The 17,037-nt window shown below is 70.9% G+C and carries 16 protein-coding genes; 11 read left to right on the forward strand and 5 right to left on the reverse strand.

Annotated elements, in window-relative coordinates; genetic code table 11:
* Window positions 1–33: 33 nt before the first annotated feature.
* Window positions 34–708, reverse strand: a complete 675-nt coding sequence (locus WMF17_RS25210; protein WP_437595692.1) for a response regulator — start codon at window positions 706–708, stop codon at window positions 34–36.
* 620 nt (window positions 709–1,328) lie between these two features.
* Here WMF17_RS25210 and WMF17_RS25215 point away from each other — a divergent pair.
* From WMF17_RS25215 to WMF17_RS25235, 5 genes are all read left to right on the forward strand, one after another.
* A complete protein-coding gene (locus WMF17_RS25215; protein WP_437595693.1) occupies window positions 1,329–1,778 on the forward strand; it encodes a PAS domain S-box protein in 450 nt (149 codons plus the stop codon).
* Window positions 1,733–2,071 (forward strand): STAS domain-containing protein, encoded by a 339-nt coding sequence (locus tag WMF17_RS25220; protein ID WP_437595694.1) that lies wholly within the window; start codon window positions 1,733–1,735, stop codon window positions 2,069–2,071. The genes WMF17_RS25215 and WMF17_RS25220 overlap by 46 nt, the downstream gene beginning before the upstream one ends.
* 245 nt (window positions 2,072–2,316) lie before the next feature.
* Window positions 2,317–3,291: a GAF domain-containing protein gene (locus tag WMF17_RS25225; protein ID WP_437643659.1), complete on the forward strand. Its 975-nt coding sequence runs from the start codon at window positions 2,317–2,319 to the stop codon at window positions 3,289–3,291.
* The gene (locus WMF17_RS25230; protein ID WP_437595696.1) at window positions 3,285–3,485 is read left to right on the forward strand and encodes a hypothetical protein; all 201 of its coding nucleotides are present in this window, start codon (window positions 3,285–3,287) and stop codon (window positions 3,483–3,485) included. The genes WMF17_RS25225 and WMF17_RS25230 overlap by 7 nt, the downstream gene beginning before the upstream one ends.
* A 345-nt stretch (window positions 3,486–3,830) precedes the next feature.
* Window positions 3,831–5,453 (forward strand): glycoside hydrolase family 5 protein, encoded by a 1,623-nt coding sequence (locus WMF17_RS25235; protein ID WP_437643661.1) that lies wholly within the window; start codon window positions 3,831–3,833, stop codon window positions 5,451–5,453.
* 130 nt (window positions 5,454–5,583) lie between these two features.
* Here the strand turns inward: WMF17_RS25235 and WMF17_RS25240 are convergent, their stop codons facing one another.
* Window positions 5,584–6,018, reverse strand: coding sequence for a YciI family protein (locus tag WMF17_RS25240; RefSeq protein WP_437595698.1), 435 nt, complete (start codon window positions 6,016–6,018; stop codon window positions 5,584–5,586).
* 571 nt (window positions 6,019–6,589) lie between these two features.
* Between WMF17_RS25240 and WMF17_RS25245 the strand changes: the two genes are divergently transcribed.
* Window positions 6,590–6,823 carry a helix-turn-helix domain-containing protein gene (locus WMF17_RS25245; protein ID WP_437643663.1) on the forward strand — a complete coding sequence of 78 codons (234 nt, stop codon included), beginning with the start codon at window positions 6,590–6,592 and terminating at the stop codon, window positions 6,821–6,823.
* A 45-nt stretch (window positions 6,824–6,868) separates the two neighbouring features.
* On the opposite strand, the gene WMF17_RS25250 is transcribed toward WMF17_RS25245, so the two are convergent.
* Window positions 6,869–8,068, reverse strand: a complete 1,200-nt coding sequence (locus WMF17_RS25250; protein WP_437595701.1) for an acyl-CoA dehydrogenase family protein — start codon at window positions 8,066–8,068, stop codon at window positions 6,869–6,871.
* Window positions 8,069–8,117: 49 nt separating this feature from the next.
* Here WMF17_RS25250 and WMF17_RS25255 point away from each other — a divergent pair, with 49 nt between their 5' ends.
* The 5 genes from WMF17_RS25255 to WMF17_RS25275 all read left to right on the forward strand — a co-directional run bounded on the left by WMF17_RS25255 (window position 8,118) and on the right by WMF17_RS25275 (window position 13,212).
* A complete protein-coding gene (locus WMF17_RS25255) occupies window positions 8,118–9,200 on the forward strand; it encodes a phosphotransferase (protein WP_437643665.1) in 1,083 nt (360 codons plus the stop codon).
* A 415-nt stretch (window positions 9,201–9,615) separates the two neighbouring features.
* Window positions 9,616–10,221 carry an RNA polymerase sigma factor gene (locus WMF17_RS25260; protein WP_437643667.1) on the forward strand — a complete coding sequence of 202 codons (606 nt, stop codon included), beginning with the start codon at window positions 9,616–9,618 and terminating at the stop codon, window positions 10,219–10,221.
* A gap of 8 nt (window positions 10,222–10,229) precedes the next feature.
* The gene (locus tag WMF17_RS25265; protein WP_437643669.1) at window positions 10,230–11,495 is read left to right on the forward strand and encodes a FecR domain-containing protein; all 1,266 of its coding nucleotides are present in this window, start codon (window positions 10,230–10,232) and stop codon (window positions 11,493–11,495) included.
* 162 nt (window positions 11,496–11,657) lie between these two features.
* Window positions 11,658–12,638 (forward strand): hypothetical protein, encoded by a 981-nt coding sequence (locus WMF17_RS25270; RefSeq protein ID WP_437595705.1) that lies wholly within the window; start codon window positions 11,658–11,660, stop codon window positions 12,636–12,638.
* A 19-nt stretch (window positions 12,639–12,657) separates the two neighbouring features.
* Entirely contained in the window at window positions 12,658–13,212 is a 555-nt protein-coding gene (locus WMF17_RS25275) for a hypothetical protein (protein WP_437643670.1), read from the forward strand.
* 51 nt (window positions 13,213–13,263) lie between these two features.
* Here WMF17_RS25275 and WMF17_RS25280 read toward each other — a convergent pair whose 3' ends face one another.
* Window positions 13,264–15,987: an NAD(P)-binding protein gene (locus WMF17_RS25280; RefSeq protein ID WP_437643672.1), complete on the reverse strand. Its 2,724-nt coding sequence runs from the start codon at window positions 15,985–15,987 to the stop codon at window positions 13,264–13,266.
* 486 nt (window positions 15,988–16,473) lie between these two features.
* Window positions 16,474–16,824, reverse strand: coding sequence for a hypothetical protein (locus WMF17_RS25285; RefSeq protein ID WP_437595708.1), 351 nt, complete (start codon window positions 16,822–16,824; stop codon window positions 16,474–16,476).
* Window positions 16,825–17,037 lie beyond the last annotated feature (213 nt).

Genomic DNA, 17,037 nt, shown 5'->3' on the forward strand with positions numbered 1-17,037 from the left:
CCTTTCCGGTTGCCCTCTCCGGCGCCCGGGCGCCTACGGCGCAGAGCCGCCGGACGACATCCCCCTCGCGAGCAGCTTCATGAGCGCCGCCGGCTCGACCGGCTTCAGCAGGTGGTGATCGAACCCGGCGTCGATGGCGCGCTGTCGGTCGGCGTCCTGGCCGTAGCCGGAGACCGCGATGAGCATGCACCGATCGAGCGACGGCTCGCCCCTCAGCCGCCGCGCGAGCTCGCATCCATCGATCCCCGGCAGGCCGATATCCAGCACCGCGACGTCCGGCCTGTGCTCCCGCACCAGCTCCAGCTCCAGCTCCAGCTCCAGCTCCAGCGCCACGAGCCCGTCGTGCGCGACCACGACGTCGTGACCCCACCGCTTCAGGGAAACGGCGAGCAGGTTGGCCGCATCGTGGTTGTCGTCCACCACGGCGACGTGCAGACGCGCCGCACGCATTGCCGGTTCGCGCTCGCGGGCGCCCACCGCCGCCCCGCGCAGAGCGCCGCCGAGAGCCAGCTCGCCGAACGGGCACGCGCGGTTGCCGAGCACGAGCTTCTCGTCGCTCTCCTCGATGACGTAGAGATCACCCTGGATCCGCCGCTTGAGGTCCACCAGCACCTGGGTGACCTGCTCGCGTGTGAGCGTCGGCGCCTGAAACCCCGACCGGTACTCCTCGTTGAGCCTGTCGCCGATCTTCTGGCCCACGATGCTCACGAAGCCCTCCGTGACGGGGAGATCCGAAGCCCGGCGACCGCGCTCCGCGGGCGCGCCGAGACCTGCGGGCGAACCCTCGCCGGCGCAGCAGGGCCGAGGCGCCGCAAGCGCGTAGTTGATGCCAGGGAGATCAAGGAGCGCATATGACCACGGAGCCGAGAGCGGCAGTCGAGATCGGCGCAGGAGCACTCGACCTGTCAGGTGCGCACACCTCGGCTCGGGTCTGACGACGAGCTGGAGGAGCAAGCCGGCAGGCGGCGCGGAGCTCCGTCCCGGCGTGGCGCAGCGCGACGCATGGACCTCGCGACGAGCGTGTCCAGCGCGGACGCGCCCTCGCGGACGGGCCACCGCGACGCGGTGTGGCCGGCGCCTCGACACATGACGAGCGCGCCCTCGCATTACGTCAGGAACTGATCGGGAACGCCGGTGATGCCGGTGATGCCGGTGATGCCGGTGATACGACGAGAACGTATCTGCCGACATTATAAATGGCTCTATCGAAGCGATGGCCTGCTGGTATAAACAGGGACAGGCGCATCGATCCCATCGTGCCTGTGGAGATCGAGGCGCCGCGGAACAGCACAGCCCTGTGGGTGAGTCTGCCCCAGCGAGCGAGGTCTATGAACACGCAACCGACCGCGCAGCCTTCCTTCGAGTTGTTCTTCGAGGCCTGCCAGCACCCCTTCTGCGTCGTGACGGCCGAGGGCCGCCTGGTGAAGTGGAACGCGGCGTGCGCGCGGGCGCTCGGCCGGTCCGACCTGGATCTCAGCGGCAAGCCGCTCGACGAGCTCGTCGTCGAGACGGATCGCGCGCAGGTGCGCTCGACGCTCGGCGGCCTCTTCCCCGGCCCCTCGACGGCGGACATCGAGTGTCGCGTGCTCCGTGGCGACGGCTCGACGCGCCTGCTCTCGCTCCGCGCCTCGACGTACGGCCGAGGCGACCTGGCGTACGGCGTCTTCGAGGACATCACCAACCGACAGGCGAGCGCGGACGGGCGCTTCCTCGCGGGGGAGGTCTATCCACGATGCCGATCATCGGCGTGGTCGACAGCGTCCGCGCGGCCGAGATGATGACCGCGCTCCTCGAGGCCGTCAGCGTGCGCAGGGCGCGGTTCACCATCGTGGACCTCACCGGGGTCGACATCGTGGACACGGCGACCGCGAACCACCTGCTCAAGCTGGTGCGGGCCGCGCGCCTGCTCGGGACCACGTGCGCGCTCTCCGGCATCTCGGCCGCGGTGAGCAGGATGCTGGTGGGCCTCGGCGTCGAGCTCGGCGAGCTGCGCACGTTCAGCACGCTGCGCGCCGCGCTGCGCCATGTGCTCGGCCAGCTCGGCGTCTCGGTCGTCCAGGTGCGCGCGTGAGCCGGGGCAGGCCGCGCGCTCGCGTGAGCCGGGGCAAGCCACGCGAAGCCGCAGACGACCCGGGGGATCGGCGGCGCGTCGTGGCTCCACACATCGGCTGAGCCCGGCGGGCGCGGCCCGCGGGTGCGGCGCCGGCGCTCGGTTGCGGTAAGCTCCGCGAAAAGCACGGCTGCTTCCTGGCGGCACACGAGGCAGAATCCGCGCTCCCCCCCCCCTCTCTCTCGCCCGAGCAAGAGCACCTCCTCATGGCCGATCTGAACGATCCCGCGCGCCTCGCCGAGCTGCACCAGGTGCTGCTGCGCGACGACGCGGACGCCATTCTCGACTCCTGCGTGGAGCGCGCGGCCGAGCTCGCCCAGGCGCCGATGGCGCTGGTGAGCTTGATCGTCCGTCACATCCAGCTGTTCCGCGCGCACCGCGGCCTGCCGCCGGAGCTGTGCGTGAGCTGCGCGACCTCGCGGAGCAGCTCTTTCTGTCAGCTCGTGGTCCGCCAGGAGGCGCCGCTCATCGTCGAGGATGCCGTGCACGACGAGCGCGTGCCCAAGGAGCTCGTCGAGCGTTATGGCATCCGCGCCTATGCGGGGGTGCCCATCCGGGTGCGCCGGCACGTGGTCGGCTCGTTCTGCGTGCTCGACGTCGTCCCCCGCGGGTTCGGCCCGCGCGTGCTCGAGGGCCTCGAGCGGCTCGCCGCCGAGGTCGGCGCGCGGATCGAGGTCCTGGAGAGCGACGCGCCGCCGCCGAGCCGTACCGTGAGGGAGCGCCTCGCGTGGTTCGAGCAGACCGCGCGCACGCTGGAGCACGCGCTCGGGGCCATCGCTCCGGTGATCGCCGAAGCGCAGAGCGCCGCGGCGACGCTGCCGGAGGCGCCCCCGGCGTCGCTGAGCCCGGCCGACCTGCGCGCGGCGGTCGACTGCTACAGGGACATGTTCGCGATCGCGGCGGAGCTGGCCGAGGACGCGATGCTCCTTTCGCGCTCGTCTCCGGCCGAGACGGCCGCCGAGATCGCCCTGGCGACGCGCTCCCTCGCGCGGGACATGGTCGAGATCAGGCCGCTCATCCGCCTCGCCGAGGGCGTGCTGCAAGGCACGCTCGACGAGAGAGCCGCCGCCAGGGCGGCGCACGTCGTGCGGGACGCGCTGGCGGCGCACGAGACCGCCTCTGCCGCGGTGCGCCGGATCCTTGCCACGGTCGAGCGCGCGCGAGCAACGGAGGCGTGGTGAAGGGCAGAGCCTACCAGCTGCTCCGTTCCTGTCTCGGCGACAAGGATCCTCCGAGCGCGCGCGATGCGTTCATCTATGCGCGGATCATCATGCGCGCGCGCGTGGTGCCCGAGGAGATCACGCCCGTGCTCGACGACCCCGAGGTCGAGCGCCGGCTGGAGCACGCGCTGGAGGAGATCCTCCGCCGCGCATAGGGCCACGGGCGCGCGCGCCATGAGGGGCCGGGCAGCGCGCTCACGGGCACGTCGAGTGAGGCACGAAGGAGCGGGACCGGACGGGCGCGCCTCGGCGGCCTCGGATCGCCGGGCCGGCCGGCGCGCTTCGATGTCGGCAGGCGCCCTCTGCGACCGGCGCGACCGGCGGCCGGTGCAACCTGTGTGACCGAGTCGATAGCTCTCCCGCTTTTACCTTCACCCTTCGGGGTGGGCCTGCTATGCAGCGAACCTGTCTTCTTTGCTGACGCGCCTGCTTGACATCCCTTGCTCGATGCCGGGCGCTTCGATCGAGAGCCTTCCTTGGAGAGTACAATGAGCCACGATGTGACGACTGGACTGTTCGCTGGGCCGAGGTGGACGCGCGGCTTTCTACATCTCGCGCTGCCGGCGATGATGCTGCTCGGCTGTAATGGCTCGTCGGGGGACTCGGCATCAGGGGGCGGCGACGCGACGACATCGACGTCCTCGGGAGGCGGCGGCGACGCGTCCACGTCAACCTCGACGTCCTCGGGGAGCGGAACGGGCGGCGCCGGCGGAACGGGCGGCGCCGGCGGAACGGGCGGCGCCGGCGGAACGGGCGGCGCCGGCGGAACGGGCGGCGCCGGCGGAACGGGCGGCGCCGGCGGAACGGGCGGCGCCGGCGGAACGGGCGGCGGCGACGCATCCACCGTGGCGTCCACGTCGGCCTCCTCGGGCGGCGGCATGGGCGGTTCCGGCGGCACGGGCGGCGACGACGCATCCACCGTGGCATCCACGTCGGCCTCCTCGGGCGGCGGCGCGGGCGGCGCCGGCGGCATGGGCGGCGGCGATTCCTCCACGTCGAGCGTGACCTCCACGTCGGCCTCCTCGGGCGGCGGCGCGGGCGGCGCCGGCGGCATGGGCGGCGGCGATTCCTCCACGTCGGCCGTGACCTCCACGTCCGCCTCCTCGGGCGGCGGCGCCGGCGGCATGGGCGGCGGCGACGCGTCCACGTCGAGCGTGACCTCCAGCTCCAGCGGCGTGACCTCGACGACCTCGACCGGGACAGGCCCGGCCACCGGAACGCCGGTCGAGCGGCACGGCCGCCTCCGCGTGATGGGCAACCGCGTCGTCGATGAGTACGGGGAAGAGCTCCAGCTCAAAGGCATGAGCATGTTCTGGAGCATCTGGGAGGGAGAGAAGTTCTACAACGCTTCCGCCGTCAACACGCTCGTGGACGACTGGGATGCGACCATCGTCCGCGCCGCGATGGCCGCCAGCATGTCGGGACTCGGCTACGTCCACAGCCCGGAGGCGGAGAAGAACAAGGTACGAGCAGTCGTCAACGCCGCCATCGCCAAGGGCATTTACGTGATCATCGACTGGCACGATCACAATGCAGCCCAGGCTCCGAACAGGGAGGCAGCAAAGCGCTTCTTCCGGGAGATGGCCACGGAGTACGGCGACGAGCCCGCGGTGATCTTCGAGATCTTCAACGAGCCGGACAACGAGAGCTGGGCAGAGGTGAAGTCGTATGCCGAGGAGGTGATCGGCGTGATCCGCAACGCCGGCTCCGACAACCTCGTGATCGTCGGGACGCCGACCTGGTCGCAGGACGTGGACGTGGCCGCCAGGAGCCCGATCACGAGCGACGACAACGTCGCCTACACGCTGCACTTCTACGCCAACACGCACAGGGGTGCGCTGCGCACCAAGGCGACGAACGCGATGGCCGCGGGGCTCCCGCTCTTCGTGACCGAGTGGGGCACCTGCGACGCCAGCGGGAGCGGCACGCTGGATCTCGACGAGGCGCAGAGGTGGCTCGACTTCCTGAACAGCAACAACATCAGCTGGCTCAACTGGTCCATCGTCGACAAGGCGGAGGCCTGCGCCGCGCTGAGGCCCCGGGCGAGCACGGGCGGCCCGTGGTCCGATGGGCAGCTGACCGAGTCGGGGCGGTGGGTCAAGGAGAAGCTCAAGGCGCCTTGACCCGGACGGGGATGCGGAGCTCATCGCTGGAGATCGAGCTCCGCTCATGACCGTGTGGGTCCGTGTTCGTACGACATCGCGGAGCGCCCTTGCGGCGACGTCCGCGTGAGCGTGGGTGCGGTCGCTGGGCCTACCGCGCCCTCGAGAACGACGCGCTCCACGTCGGCGCCACATCGGCGATGATCTCCCTGTACCGCGGGGGGATGTCGGAGAGCTCCGTCATCTGCTGGATCGTGAGCACCTCGTCGCTCCCGAGCCCGACGGGGCAGCGCAAGGCCCATTCGATGGCCTCTTCCTTGGAGCTCACCTCGATCAGGTAGAAGCCGCCGACCAGCTCCTTCGTCTCGATGAAGGGCCCGTCGAGGACGGTGCGCTTCCCCCCGGAGATGCCGACGCGGGCGCGGGCCCCGCTGGGATTGAGCCCCTCGGACGCGACCAGCACGCCGGCCTTCATCATCTCCTCGTTGAATTTCATGTACGCGGCGAAGAGCTCGTCGTCCGGAGGCCCATCCGCCTCCGCCTTCGCCTCGTTGGTGCCAGGTGCTGCGGTGATGATGAATCGCATCGTCGTGTCTCCTTCGGGTGGGATGCGGGGCGCCCGGACGGCCTCGACCGGCTGAGCCCTGCCACTACCGTCACGACGAACGAGGGGGCGCGCGATCGACAGGGCGGACGCGCTTTTGTGCGGGTTCGGAAGATTGCGACAATGAAGGAATTTTGCAACTGTGCTGTTGTGATCGGCTGATGTGGGTTCACCTAGGTTCACCTCAACCCGGGTCGGGTCCGGGGCACCTCAACCCGGGTCGGGTCCGGTCACCTCAACCCGGGTCGGGTCCGGGGCACCTCAACCCGGGTCGGGTCCGGTCACCTCCGGGCACCTCAACCCGAGTCGGGTCCGGTCGCCTCAACCCGGGTCGGGTCCGAGCACCTCAACCCGGGTCGGGTCCGGGCACCTCAACCCGGGTCGGGTCCGGGCACCTCAACCCGGGTCGGATCCGGGCACCTCAACCCGGGTCGGATCCGGGCACCTCAACCCGGGTCGGGTCCGGTCAGGTCGGCCCCGGTCAACCCCGGTCCGGCCCGGCCGGTGAGCCCCCGCACGCCGCTACAGACCATCGACGAGCGTCTCGCCGCCCGTGATCTCCAGCACCGAGCCGGTCATCTGTGGGTTGGTCATCAGCGCGCACGTCGCGAGCGGCTGGCTGCGCGACGACCGCGTGACCGTCGCCGAGGCGGCCGTGCGGCTCGGCTACGACTCCGAAGCGGCCTTCAGCCGCGCCTTCAAGCGATTCTCGGGGTTGCCGCCGAGCTCGGTGCGGCGGCAAGATCGCGACGAGGGCTCCCGGGCCTCGCGCGCCAGGGTCCCCTGACGGCAATGAAACGAACGACGCGACGGCCCGCGAGGCGGTCCCCTCTCAGATCAGCGTCGTCAACGCGCCTCGCAGGAAGTCACGCGCGACGACGACGTCGTGGACCTCGTCCGGGCCGTCGGCGATTCGAGCGGCGCGGGCGAAGCGGTACCAGAGCGAGAACGGCATGTCCTCGCTGTATCCGAGCGAGCCGTGCATCTGGATCGCGTCATCGAGCACCTGGCAGAGGAGCCGCGCGACGTGGTTCTTCGCCATCGACGAGTAGGGTCGCGCCTCCTTCTCCCTGCCTTGCTCGAGCATCGCCGCGCAGTGCAGCGTCATCAGGTTGCCGGCGTGGATGCCCGACGCCGCGTCGGCGATCTTCTTCTGGATCATCTGGTGGTGCGCGAGCGCCTTGCCGAAGCTCTCCCGCGTGAGGACGTACTCGCGGCACATCGCGAGCGCGCGGTCGGCCCAGCCGAGCCAGCGCATGCAGTGCGTGAGGCGCGCCGGTACGAGGCGCCGCTGCGCGAGGAGGAAGCCCTGGCCGACGCCGCCGAGGACCGCGTCGTCGCCGACGCGTACAGCGTGGAAGCGGAGCTCGGCCTCGCGGTGCGCGAGCATCGGCGGGCTCATCACGGGGATGTCGCGCACGTGCTCGACGCCCTCGGCGTGACGATCGACGACGAACATCGTCGCGCCGGTGCGAGGATCGTCGGATGTCCGCGCCATCACGATGAGGAACGCCGCGTCGCCGCCGCCTGTCGTGTACCACTTGTGGCCGTCAACCACCCACCCGCCGTCGACCCGGGTCGCCTTCGTGCGCAGGTTCGACGGATCGGCGCCGGCGCCGGGGGCGGGCTCGGTCATCGAGAAGCCGCTCGTGATCTCGGCCCGAGCGAGCGGCGCGAGGTACCTGGCGCGGATCGCGGGCGAGGCCGTCTTGAGCAGGAGGTCCATGTTGCCCTGATCCGGCGCATCGCAGTTGAAGCAGGCCGCGCCGAGCGGAGAGCGGCCCATCTCGCGAAAGAGCGCGCACATGCCCATGATGCCGAGCCCCAGCCCGCCGTGCTCCGCCGGCAGGTGCGGAACGAAGAGCCCTTCGGCCCGCGCGCGCCCGCGGAGCGCCGTCAGCGTGTCCTTCCGTCGCGCGCGATCCTCCTCGAGGATCGAAGTCTCGCTCGGGATGACGTGCGCGTCGACGAACGCGCGCACTCGGCCGCGGAGCTCGGCCAGCTCGGGGGGCAGATCAAAGGAGATCGTCACGGCGGCAGTATAGGAGGCCGGAGGGCTGCGTGATAGGTTCGGGCGCGCGATGGCCCTCACTCCGCCGACCAACACACGCGCGCCCCGCGAGGCGCACCGGATCGACGAAGCGGCCCTCGGTCGCTGGCTCACCGAGCACGTCGAGGGCTGCGCGGGAGGCACCGTGACCGTCGCCCAGTTCAAAGGCGGTCAGTCGAACCCGACCTACTGGGTGGGCGTCGGCGGCGGGGTCGACGGAGATCTCGAGCTCGTCCTGCGAAAGAAGCCGCCCGGCAAGCTCCTTCCCTCCGCACACGCCGTCGAGCGGGAATACCGGGTCATGCGCGCTCTCCGCGACACGGAGGTGCCCGTTCCGGACGCGCTCGCCCTCTGCGAGGACGCCTCGGTGCTCGGCACGCCGTTCTTCATCATGCGGTACGCCGCCGGGCGGATCTTCTGGGATCCGACCCTGCCCGAGCTCGGGACCGCCGGAGAGCGCCGCGCGATCTACGCAGAGTACATCCGTGTCCTCGCGGCGCTCCATCGCGTCGACCACGCCGCCGTGGGGCTCGCGGACTATGGCAAGGTGGGCGGCTTCGCCGCGCGGCAGGTCGACCGCTGGTCGAAGCAGTACGAGGCCTCGCGCACGGGCGAGGTGCCGGCGATGGAGGCGCTGATGCGCTGGCTCGCCGCGAACGTCCCCGCGAACGACGAGACAACGCTCGTCCACGGCGACTACCGGATCGACAACCTCGTCTTTTCGTCCGGCTCTCCCCCCGAAGCGGTCGCGACGCTCGACTGGGAGCTCTCGACGCTTGGACATCCGGTGAGCGATCTCGCGTATGCCTGCATGGGCTATCACATCAACCTTCCCGGTCGCGGCGGCCTCGCCGGGGTCGACGTCGCGTCGCTCGGGATCCCGACCGAGGACGAGATGGTCGCCTCCTACTGCGAGCTCTCCGGTCGCGATGGCATCGCGGCGTGGCCGTACTTCATGGCCTTCGGCATCTTCCGCCTCGCCGCGATCGCCCAGGGCGTCTACAAGCGGAGCCTTCAGGGCAACGCGAGCTCCGACGACGCGGGCGGATACGGCGCGGCCGTGACGGTGCTCTCCGAGCTCGCCTGCGGGATCGCGGGGATCTCTCCGCGGTAATACGATAATACGATGTCGCCGATCTCGTTCTGCCGGTGACCGGTTTCAGCCGCGCTCCATCGCGAACGCGATGCCACTCTGCAGGTTGCCGCGCACGACGGGCCGCTCGAACGCCACGCCCAGACCGATGAGGGTCCGCGCCATCTCGGGCCGAATGCGGCGGCTCGATCCAGGCGCCGCTCCCGACGACGGCGCTCAGGAGGATCCCCGTCGTCGGCTGGTGGGAGACGGCGCTCGCTGCCGCCCTTTCGCGGCGGCCAGGGCCGACCCCGGGCGGGGGCCGCCGTGGCCCTCCTGGAGGTGCCGCGCGAGCGGTGAGCCGTCTTGCGACGCTGCCGTGACTTAAGGGTCCGGTCGGCTCACGAGGCGGCATCAGGCGTTCGGTCATTTCCAGCGGAGCCCTACGATCATGGTGATGCGCGCCCCAGCTCTTGCCCCCCCTCGCAGGCTCGGCGTGGTCGCCTATGCGAGCGACGAGGCGCTCGTGGAGGGTCTCCGCGCGAGGCATCCCGCCGCGCTCTCCGCCTTCCACGAGCGCTTCTCCGGGCACGTGCTCCGCGTCCTCGGCCGGCTGCTCGGCGGCCGTCACGACCTCTCCGACGCTCATCACGACGCCTTCGTCCGCGCGCTGTCCTCCCTCGACACCCTGCGCGATCCGGCCGCGCTGAAGGCGTGGATCACGTCGGTCGCCGTGTTCACGGCGCGGACCTGTATCCAGCGGCGCGCGCGCCGGAAATGGCTCCTCTTCTTCGCCCCCGACGATCTCCCACCCGTCGTGGAGCGCCCGTACGAAGGCGAAGCGCACGAGGCGCTGCGCGCGACCTATCGCGCGCTGGAGCGGCTCCCGGCCGACGAGCGCATCGCGTTCGCATTGCGGCGCATCGAGGGGATGGATCTCAAAGAGATCGCCGACGCGTGCGGCGTCTCGCTCGCGACCATCAAGCGAAGGCTGGCCCGCGCGGAGGCCAACTTCCTCGCGGCGGCGCGGGACCAACCCGCCCTCGAAGAGTGGCTGAAATGAGGCTCATCATGAGCGATCGTCCCTCGCTCGATCGTCTTCGTGAGCTCGGCCGCGCCCAGGATGAGGAGCTCGCGGCGCTGGATCTCGAGGGTGCGCGCGAACGATTCCTGGCGAGCGCGGCCGGCGGATCCACCCATCCCGGGGCTGCCCGGCTCGGGCCCTCGCGTCCTCGGTGGATCGCGCCCGCAGCCTTCGTGACGCTGGCAGGAGCTTGTGCGGTGCTGCTCCTCGTCCTGCTCCCATCGTCTGCGTCGCTCTCGTTCGCGGTCGGATCGGCGCAAGGGCAGGTCGGGACGTGGATCGCCGCCACCGCGGACGCTCCTCTGCCGGTCCGCTTTTCGGACGGCACGTCGCTCGCGCTGGACGCGAACGCCCGGGCGCGCGTGGTGGCCGCCGACGCTCGTGGGGCGCGGGTGCTGCTGGAAGGCGGCCGGCTCACGGCGACGGTGACCCACACCGCGACGAGCACCTGGAGCTTCAACGTCGGCCCGTTCGACGTGCTGGTGACCGGCACGCGCTTCGAGCTGAGCTGGTCCCCGGTGCGAGAGGAGCTCAAGCTGGTGCTGCGGGAAGGATCGGTATCCGTGTCGGGGCCGCTCGTGGGAGGGCGGCGCACCGTCTCTGCGGGAGAGACGCTCGAGGTCTTCTGCCAGCAGCGGCGCTTCGAGCTCACACGCGGGGAACCGCGCGCCGGCGCCCCGCCTCCGCCGTCTTCCACGCCCATCGCTCCGGCGGCCTCCGGGCCGGCCCCCGCGGCGACCGGCGACAGAGCGATCGTCCCGAAGGCCGCGGACGCCTCCCCGCGCCGGCCGAGCTGGCGCGACCTCGTGGCCGCCGACGAGTACAAAGAGGCCATGACGGCGGCCGAGGCCGAGGGCTTCGACGGGCTCGTTGCCCGCGCGAGCGCGGCGGATCTGCTGATGCTCGCCGACGTCGCGCGCTTCTCCGGGAAGCCGGCGCGCGCCGCGGCAGCGCTCACCGTGACGCGGAGCCGATTCGCGGGCTCGGGCGAGGCGGCGACGGCCGCCTTCCATCTCGGCCGGATGGCGTTCGATCAGCGGCGATCGTACGCCGAGGCCGAGCGTTGGTTCGGCGTGTACCTCGCGGAGCAACCGGGCGGATCCTTCGCGCAGGAAGCGCTCGGGAGAGTCATCGAATGCCGGGAGTTGACAGGCTCGGCCAGCGGGGCCCGCGAGGCCGCGCGCCGCTACCTGGCGCGCTATCCGGCGGGGCCCCACGCCGCGCACGCCAAGAGTCTCCTCGAGGAGGAGTGAGTGCGATCTCGAAGGCCGGCGCGCGCGACGCACGGCGGAGCCTGGAAGCTCGGGCTCTGCCTCCTCGTCGCATCCGAGGCGCGCGCGGCACCACCGGAGCCTCCGCCGGAGCCTCCGCGCCCGAAGGTCGTCCTGATCGCCGATCGCCGGACGGACCCCATCATGGCCCGCGTCTACGCCGAGCTCGCCACGCTCGGATTCACGGTAATGGTCGTGCGGGGCGACGCCGATCCGCCCTCACACAGGCCCATCGAGACGAGCGCGCGCGAGGCCGGAGCGGCGGCGGTGATCCGCGTGACGGACGTGCCGGGTGGAGTCGGTGTCTCGATCGCCCATGGTGCGACGGCCCAATCGATCCAGCGCACCGTGATGGCCCACGATGCCCCCACGGTCGCCATTCGCGCGGTGGAGCTTCTGCGCGCGATCCTCCTGGAGGTGCGCTCGCCCCATCCGGCGCGGGGCGCGGTCGAAGCCGATCCGGCGGCCCGCGCCGCCGCCGATGCGCAGCGACCGCCGCCGGCCCAGCCTGCGCCCGTCGCCGCCGCGCGCCCGCGAGCCGACGGCACCTCCCACGCGCCCCCTTCTCCGCCATCCAGGCCAGGCGCGACCCGAAGCGTATCGACGACATTCGGCGTCGGGGCGGCGCCCGCGGTGCTGTGGAGCGCAGGCGGCCTGCCCGCCTCCCCGATGCTGGACGTGTCGGGGTACGCGATGATCGGGTCTCGACTGGGGCTCTCCACCTTCGTCCAGATCCCGCTCGCCGGCGTGAGCCGCGAGGGCAAGGAGGGCACGCGGCGCGCGCGGGTGGCTCTTGCCGCCCTGGGGGTGCGCGTCCCGCTCGGCCCCACCGACTCCGCGTGGCTGCCTTCGGTCGGCGCGGGGCTCGCCGCCGCCTGGCTGCACGTCGAGGGCGAAGGCCGCTCGCCCGAGTACGTCGGCGCGTCGAAGGACGCCTTCGCGCTCGCGCCATACCTGCGCGCGGGGCTCTCGTTCGCGCCGATTCCACGCCTGCGAATCAGCGAGCACCTGCTTGCCGGGATCGGGGTGCCGCGCGTCGTGATCGACGCCGCAGGTCGTGCGACCGAGTCGTGGGGTCGGCCGTTCCTGGGCGCCTCTCTCGGGGTGGAGGTCGTGCTGCCATGAGCCGAAAAGGGCAGCTGCCGTGACCTCAGCGCAGCACATCTTGACGCCGGGCGCCTCGGCGCCCCGCGTGGAGGACCCAATGAAGATCACGGTGACGAAGCTCTGGGCTCTTGGCTCGTCGATGGCCCTCGCGTCCGCGCAGGCGGCGTGCGTCGACACCCATGTCGATCCGATCGTCCAAGTTCACCTGGCGACCTCCGTCGAGGGGGCTACCGAAGGGCCGTGGGCTGTCTGCGTTGCCCCCGGGGGCGAGGACTTCCTCCCCACCCTTTGCCCGGATCCCGGACCGGGCGGCGCGGAGCGCGCATGCATGGTGTCGAGCGTGACCGAGAGACAAGACGATGGATCGATGTGGTGCGATGTGGCGGCGCTCTGCATCTACGAGTGCGAATCGGCGGAGGACTGCCCGCAGCCGCAGAGCGGAACCGCCAGGCCCGCGTGCAACGCGATCTGCTCGTTGCCCTGCGACGAGAACGCCACGTGCCCGAATGGAATGACGTGCTGGCACCAATACCACGGGTCCGGCATCACGGACGAGCAGGGCGTCTGCATGTGGAAGTACGAATGTGACTGAAGGTCGAGATCGACGAACCTGGCGAATCCGTCTCGGTCCGGCCGCGAGCGCTCAGTAGAACAGGTACGGCCACACGCTCTTCATCCGGCGGCCGTCCGCGAACGTCTTCGCGGCGCCGAACGCGGGCATGGACTGGTACCACCACGTCAAGAACCCGCCGCCGCAGTCGCCGTGCAGCGCCTCGTAGGCGGCCCACGTCTCCTGCGTGACCGCCTCCGTCTCGTCGACGCCGCACGCCAGGCCGTTCTCGCCGAACGCGGCGCACGACGACATCACCTCGTCGGAAGGCGCGTAATCGTAATGAGAGCGGCCATTGGGCGGGAAGTGGACATTGCCGCAGACCGCGTCGTACGGCTCGACCTCGAACGTCTGGTCGCCGGCCGTGAAGACCGCGTCCGTGGGGCCGGGGAGCTCCACGCAAGGCGGCGTCGTGCAGTCGAGGCCGTACAGGCTGGAGAACGGCAGCCCATATTTCCTGTCGAGGTCGAAGGCGGCGAACGGCGCGAACCACTCCGAGAGCCCCGGCGCCACGCCATGCGCCGCGGCCGACTCCAGGCCGTGCCCCTGCGAGTGCATGTAGCAGCCCGGGCCACGCGTGTAGTTGACGAAGCCGATACGCACGCTGCGGCCGCAGAAGGGCACGTCCGGCTCGAAGCAGCCGTTGCCGGCGCACCTCTCGAACGCGCCCGCGATCCTGGTGCCCGACGCTGTGTAACGCTGCTTGTTCTCCAGCACCTCGAACGCCGGAGCGTCCGGCACGTCGCCCGACCCGACCATCCAGACCTCGTGCACGAGCCCGCGATCCAGGAGCGCGCAGAGGTCCAGGAACTGCCCCGGATCGTCGGGATCTGAATACCCGTAGAGCTCGGCGAACTCCTCGGAGAAGAACGCCCCGTAATCGAGCACCAGGCCGTCCGGCGTGCTCTTGCGCGGGTACAGCGTGCTGTTCTCGTAGGGATAGTCGGGCGGCGCCGGCGGCCGGCCGTTCACGCCGTCGCGCAGATCGACCACCTTGTCGATCTGGTAGACGAGCTGCGGGGCCGCCTCGGCGTCCCTGTAGGCATGGAACCGCGAGCCGTCGGCGAAGCCGGCGACGACGTCGGACACGATCGTGGACGTGGCGGGGTCCGACGGGTTCGGGAAGTGCAGCACCAGGAGCCGCGGCCTCAGCACCTCGATCTCGTCGTGGTGCGCTGCGATCCACGGATCGCTGTTGGCGCGGCTCGTGGGATTGGGCCACTCCGCATGGACGCCGTCGTCCTGCAGGGCACAGGCGCCGTCCTTCTCGACGAAGCCCTCGGCGCACTCGCCGCAATCGGGCCCCGTCGCCCCGAGCTCGCACGAGCAGCCGAGCGACAGAGGTTCGCACGCGCCGCGGCCGGAGCAGCCCGACGGGCACGACACGGCGCAACTTTCCCCTTCCTGCTTGAACGAGAGCGCGTCCACCGACAGCGAGAAGCCCGCGTCCCATGTATCGGTGCGGATCTCGATGGCGGACACGCGCGCCATGTCGATCGCGGGGCCCTCCACCGTCCACCCGTCGCCTCCCGCGACCGGCACCGAGAGCAGGCGCCACGCGATTCCATCGACCGGCAGGAGGACCGACCCCGGCGTGTAGATCCGCTGTGCCCCGTCCTGGTCCTCGACGACGAGCACGGGCGAGTTGATCTGCCACCCGAAGCCGCTCGTGTTGTTCGCGCGCACCGCGAGCTGCAACGACGCCGCGGCGCTCGCGTCGACAGGGGACTCCGGCTCGAAGCGCAGGTGAAACGCGAAGGCAGCCTGCGTGTCCGCCTGCACGAACGTGCCGTTCACCCCGCCGTCCGGCTGCGTGATCGACGTGGTCGCGCCGTCCTCTGCAAACGCGGACCACTGTCCTGTCATGTCCGTGAGATCGGCGCACACCACCGTCGTGATCGGCGTCGGCGCACAGCCCCCCTCGCCACCCGCGCCCGTTCCCCCCGCGCCGCCCGCGCCCGTTCCCCCCGCGCCGCCCGCGCCTGTTCCCCCCGCGCTCGTGCTGCCCCCACCCGCGCCCGTGCCGCCTGCACCCGCGCCCGTGCCGCCTGCACCTGCGCCGCCCGCGCCAGACGCGGCCGGCGGCTCCCCATCACCGCCACACCCTGCGCCTCCGAGCAGCAAAGTCCCACACAGCCCCACACAAGCCATACGCCATCGCATACCCGGAGCTGAGCACCGCCCCGTGCGGACGGCAATCGTCTCGCGGGAGCCCCGGCGCACCGTCGCGCAGCCGCTTGTGCGGGAGCGCGCCCGCGCCTGCCCCTGCCATGCAGCCGTCCTCCTGCGCCTCGATCTCAGCGCGGCGCCGCCTCCCAGACCTTGATTCGTCCCATCATCGCTGGCGGAGGCGAGCCGGCGCCCGTCGGGGCTGAACACAACGTGGTTGACGGCCTGGGTGTGTCCGCGAAACGTGCGCACCTCCCGGCAGGCAGCGACGTCCCAGACCCTCACCGTCTGGTCCTCGCTCGCCGAGGCGAGGCAGCGGCCATCCGGGCTGAACGCTACCTTGTAGACGCGCTCGGTGTGCCCGCGCAGCGGCCCGATGACGTCGCCACCGAGGCGGAGTTCGAGCGCGTCTCGGCGCGCGTCCGCGCCCAGGACGACCCGGGCACCTTGCTCGAGCTGCTCGCCGATCCGCACGCCCGGCCCCTCGGCACGCTCGACGACGAGCGCCGAGATGCCACGGCGACGCAGGGCGATCGCGGCGGAAGCGCCGGCAGGGCCGCCGCCGAGCACCAGGACGTCGGGGCGCACCGGCAGCTCTCCGTGCGATCGCCCCCGAGGCGGGGATCCTCTCGACATGAGGCACGCTCGCTCCATCATGCCGGAACAGCAAGCCGCACAGGCGCGCACGGACCCTGCAACTCGCGCCAGCTCGCTGACGTCGTGAGTGGTCAGCGCGCGCTCACCCGGTGTCAACGCGGGTCAGGTCGCGATGAGCCTGGACGAGTGGATGGCGACGCTCTTCAGCCCGGACCGCCCGGATACGGGCGTCATGGAATGGTACATCGAGCGCACCGGGCGGTGTATCGTTCAGATCTGGACGCTGACCGAGAGGCTGCTCGATGCGGGCACCAGCGAATCGTTTTGCCTCTCTTTCTCTCACCCCCGGCCGCATCCTCACCCACTTTGGTGGACGCATCGGACTCATCGCCAGTGGCGTCGATTGCGCATGGCTCCGGGCTTGAGGCGCCGCAGCCGTGACGTGGGGAACTCGCAGGGTCGGTCGGCGCTCGACGCTCAGCCAGCGCGCAGCGCGTAGACCTCGAACGGCTTGAACACAAAGTTGTCGAGCTGCTTGTGCACGAGCGGACTGTAATCGGGAGAGGGATCGACCTGCCGGGCCTGGAGCCCTTTCCTCTCCTCACCGTGACCTTCGAGCGTGTGGAGGAAAGAGGCATCGCGCTCGTGGAGGTAGCGCAGAAATTCATCCTTCAGCTTCGGCGCGCCGTGCCGCCTGAACTCGGCGACGCGCTGGAGGCGCGCCTTGAATCGTGTTCGCTTGAACTCATCGGCCCGGAGCTCGTCCGTTGCCCCCGCGCTGCCCGGCCAAGCGACAGGCGCGGTCGACGACGCCGCCTCCCCGTCCACACGGGGGAGGCGGCGGCTACAGGTCGTTCGTTGGGTCCGCGTTGGGCCATGCCCAAGGCTCGCCCGGCTGTAAATCGGTCAGAAGTCACTGAAATTATTGACATTTCCACCAGCCCCGTCTCGTCATTTCAGAAATTCTGAAAATTTCTTGATAGGTCAGAATGGCTTTGCGCTGGCTATCCTCCCCACACCGCGCCACGAGCCCCCTCCCCA

Source organism: Sorangium sp. So ce362 (assembly GCF_051519845.1).
Taxonomy (GTDB): Bacteria; Myxococcota_A; Polyangia; order Polyangiales; family Polyangiaceae; genus Sorangium.